The following is a 3,007-nucleotide window of genomic DNA, read 5'->3' on the forward strand; positions in this document are numbered from 1 at the left end:
TTTACACCTTCAAAACTGAACAATCTTACTCGCAATCGCTATTCTTCATCGAGGTTACACCTAATTCTTTAGGTCAAGCCCTCGGCCTATTAGTATCAGTCCGCTCCATACATTACTGCACTTCCACTCCTGACCTATCAACCTTGTAGTCTACAAGGGGCCTTACTCCCGAAGGATGGGAACACTTATCTCGAGGGGAGTTTCACGCTTAGATGCCTTCAGCGTTTATCTCGTCCGTACTTAGCTACCCAGCTATGCCCTTGGCAGAACAACTGGTGCACCAGCGGTACGTCCATCCCGGTCCTCTCGTACTAAGGACAGCTCCTCTCAATATTCCTGCGCCCGCAACAGATAGGGACCGAACTGTCTCACGACGTTCTGAACCCAGCTCGCGTACCGCTTTAATTGGCGAACAGCCAAACCCTTGGGACCGAATTCAGCCCCAGGATGCGATGAGCCGACATCGAGGTGCCAAACCTCCCCGTCGATGTGGACTCTTGGGGGAGATCAGCCTGTTATCCCCAGGGTAGCTTTTATCCGTTGAGCGACGGCATTTCCATTCACATACCGCCGGATCACTAACTCCAACTTTCGTTACTGCTCGAACCGTCATTCTCGCAGTTAGGCTCGTTTATGCGTTTACACTCAGTGCACGATTTCCGTCCGTGCTGAACGAACCTTTGAGCGCCTCCGTTACTCTTTTGGAGGCGACCGCCCCAGTCAAACTGCCCACCTGACAATGTCCCCCGACCAGATTCATGGTCGCAGGTTAGAACTCCAATATCCCAAGAGTGGTATCCCAAGGACGGCTCCACGAACGCTGGCGCGCTCGCTTCCTAGCCTCCCACCTATCCTGTACATGGAATACCGAAGTCCAATATCAAGCTACAGTGAAGCTCCATGGGGTCTTTCCGTCTAGTTGCGGGAAACCGGCATCTTCACCGGTACTACAATTTCGCCGGGCGGGCTGTTGAGACAGTGCCCAAATCGTTACGCCATTCGTGCGGGTCAGAACTTACCTGACAAGGAATTTCGCTACCTTAGGACCGTTATAGTTACGGCCGCCGTTTACTGGGGCTTAAGTTCGCACCTTCGCTTGCGCTAAGCACTCCCCTTAACCTTCCAGCACCGGGCAGGCGTCACCCCCTATACGTCATCTTTCGATTTAGCAGAGAGCTGTGTTTTTGCTAAACAGTCGCTTGGGCCTTTTCACTGCGGCCTGCTCTCGCAGGCGCCCCTTATCCCGAAGTTACGGGGCCAATTTGCCGAGTTCCTTAACAACCCTTCTCCCGTTGGCCTTAGAATACTCATCCCTTCTACCTGTGTCGGTTTGCGGTACGGGCACCTTAGTATACACTAGAGCTTTTCTCGTCTCTCTCGCCAGTTACTTCCCTACTAAATTTCGGTCCCTTACGCCCGGGGCAACCATCGCCCGGGATAACCTTGAAGAAAGCGTCCCTCTAGCTTAAAGTTCGGTGGTTACGGAATTTCTACCGTATGTGCATCGCCTACGCCTTTCGGCCTGAGCTTAGCTCCCGACTAACCCTGGGCGGACGAACCTTCCCCAGGAAACCTTAGATTTTCGGCCATTATGATTCTCACATAATTCTCGCTACTTATTCCGGCATTCTCACTCGTATGCAGTCCACCAGTGCTTCCGCTCTGACTTCGCCCCGCATACGACGCTCCCCTACCCAATGCATTACTGCAATGCCTAAGCTTCGGTTGAACACTTAGCCCCGTTACATTTTCTGCGCAAAACCACTCGACCAGTGAGCTATTACGCACTCTTTGAATGAGTGGCTGCTTCTAAGCCAACATCCTGGTTGTCTTCGCAGTTTCACATCATTTTCCACTTAGTGTTCATTTGGGACCTTAGCTGTAGATCTGGGCTGTTTCCCTTTTGACTATGAGACTTATCTCACACAGTCTGACTGCTATTCATCAATTATCCGGCATTCAGAGTTTGATAGGCTTTGGTAACCTCGCGGCCCCTAGACCATTCAGTGCTTTACCTCCGGTAATCTAAAATAACGCTAGCCCTAAAGCTATTTCGGGGAGAACCAGCTATCTCCGAGTTCGATTGGAATTTCTCCGCTATCCACAAGTCATCCCCGGCTTTTTCAACAGACGTGGGTGCGGCCCTCCACGGTGTCTTACCACCGCTTCAGCCTGCTCATGGATAGGTCACCCGGTTTCGGGTCTAATACCTGCAACTTCATACGCCCTATTCAGACTCGCTCTCGCTACGGCTCCGTAACTCCAGTTACTTAACCTCGCTGCAAATATTAACTCGCCGGACCGTTCTACAAAAAGTACCCGATCACACTTTAACGTGCTCTCGGTGCTTGTAAGCACAAGGTTTCAGGTTCTCTTTCACTCCCCTCCCGGGGTGCTTTTCACCTTTCCCTCACGGTACTGCTCCACTATCGGTCACTGAGTAGTATTTAGGCTTGGAGGATGGTCCCCCCATCTTCCCAGCGGGTTTCACGTGTCCGCTGGTACTCTGGATACTGCTAGCACTCAATCTCTTTCACTTACGGGGCTGTCACCCTGTTTCGCTGCTCTTCCCAAAGCATTCAGTTAAAGATTAAAGTTACATGTTGCAGTCCTAACCCCGGAAATATTGCTACCTCCGGTTTGGCCTCTTCCGCGTTCGCTCGCCACTACTAGCGGAATCTCGGTTGATTTCTCTTCCTCGCCCTACTTAGATGTTTCAGTTCAGGCGGTTCCCCACGTACACCTATGTATTCAGTGTACGTTGACAGAGTATTGCTCTGCCGGGTTTCCCCATTCGGAAATCTACGGATCAAAGCCCATTTGCGGCTCCCCGTAGCTTATCGCAGCTTGTCGCGTCCTTCGTCGGCTCTCAGTGCCAAGGCATTCCCCTTGCGCCCTTTACAGCTTGACCAGCTGTAAAATCCATTTACATGGATTGTAGCGGATAAACTTTCGTTTATCTCAATTATTAGAGTAATCTCGGTTAAATTTAGCTATTTGTAGTACG

At 51.2% G+C, this 3,007-nt stretch carries 1 rRNA gene; it reads right to left on the reverse strand.

The features are described 5' to 3' along the window. Positions 1-69 precede the first annotated feature (69 nt). Positions 70-2,911 (reverse strand): 23S ribosomal RNA (locus H8S02_RS12335). Between the last annotated feature and the right edge of the window lie 96 nt (positions 2,912-3,007).

Origin of the sequence: Agathobaculum hominis, from assembly GCF_014288055.1 — a bacterium.
GTDB lineage: Bacteria > Bacillota > Clostridia > Oscillospirales > Butyricicoccaceae > Agathobaculum > Agathobaculum hominis.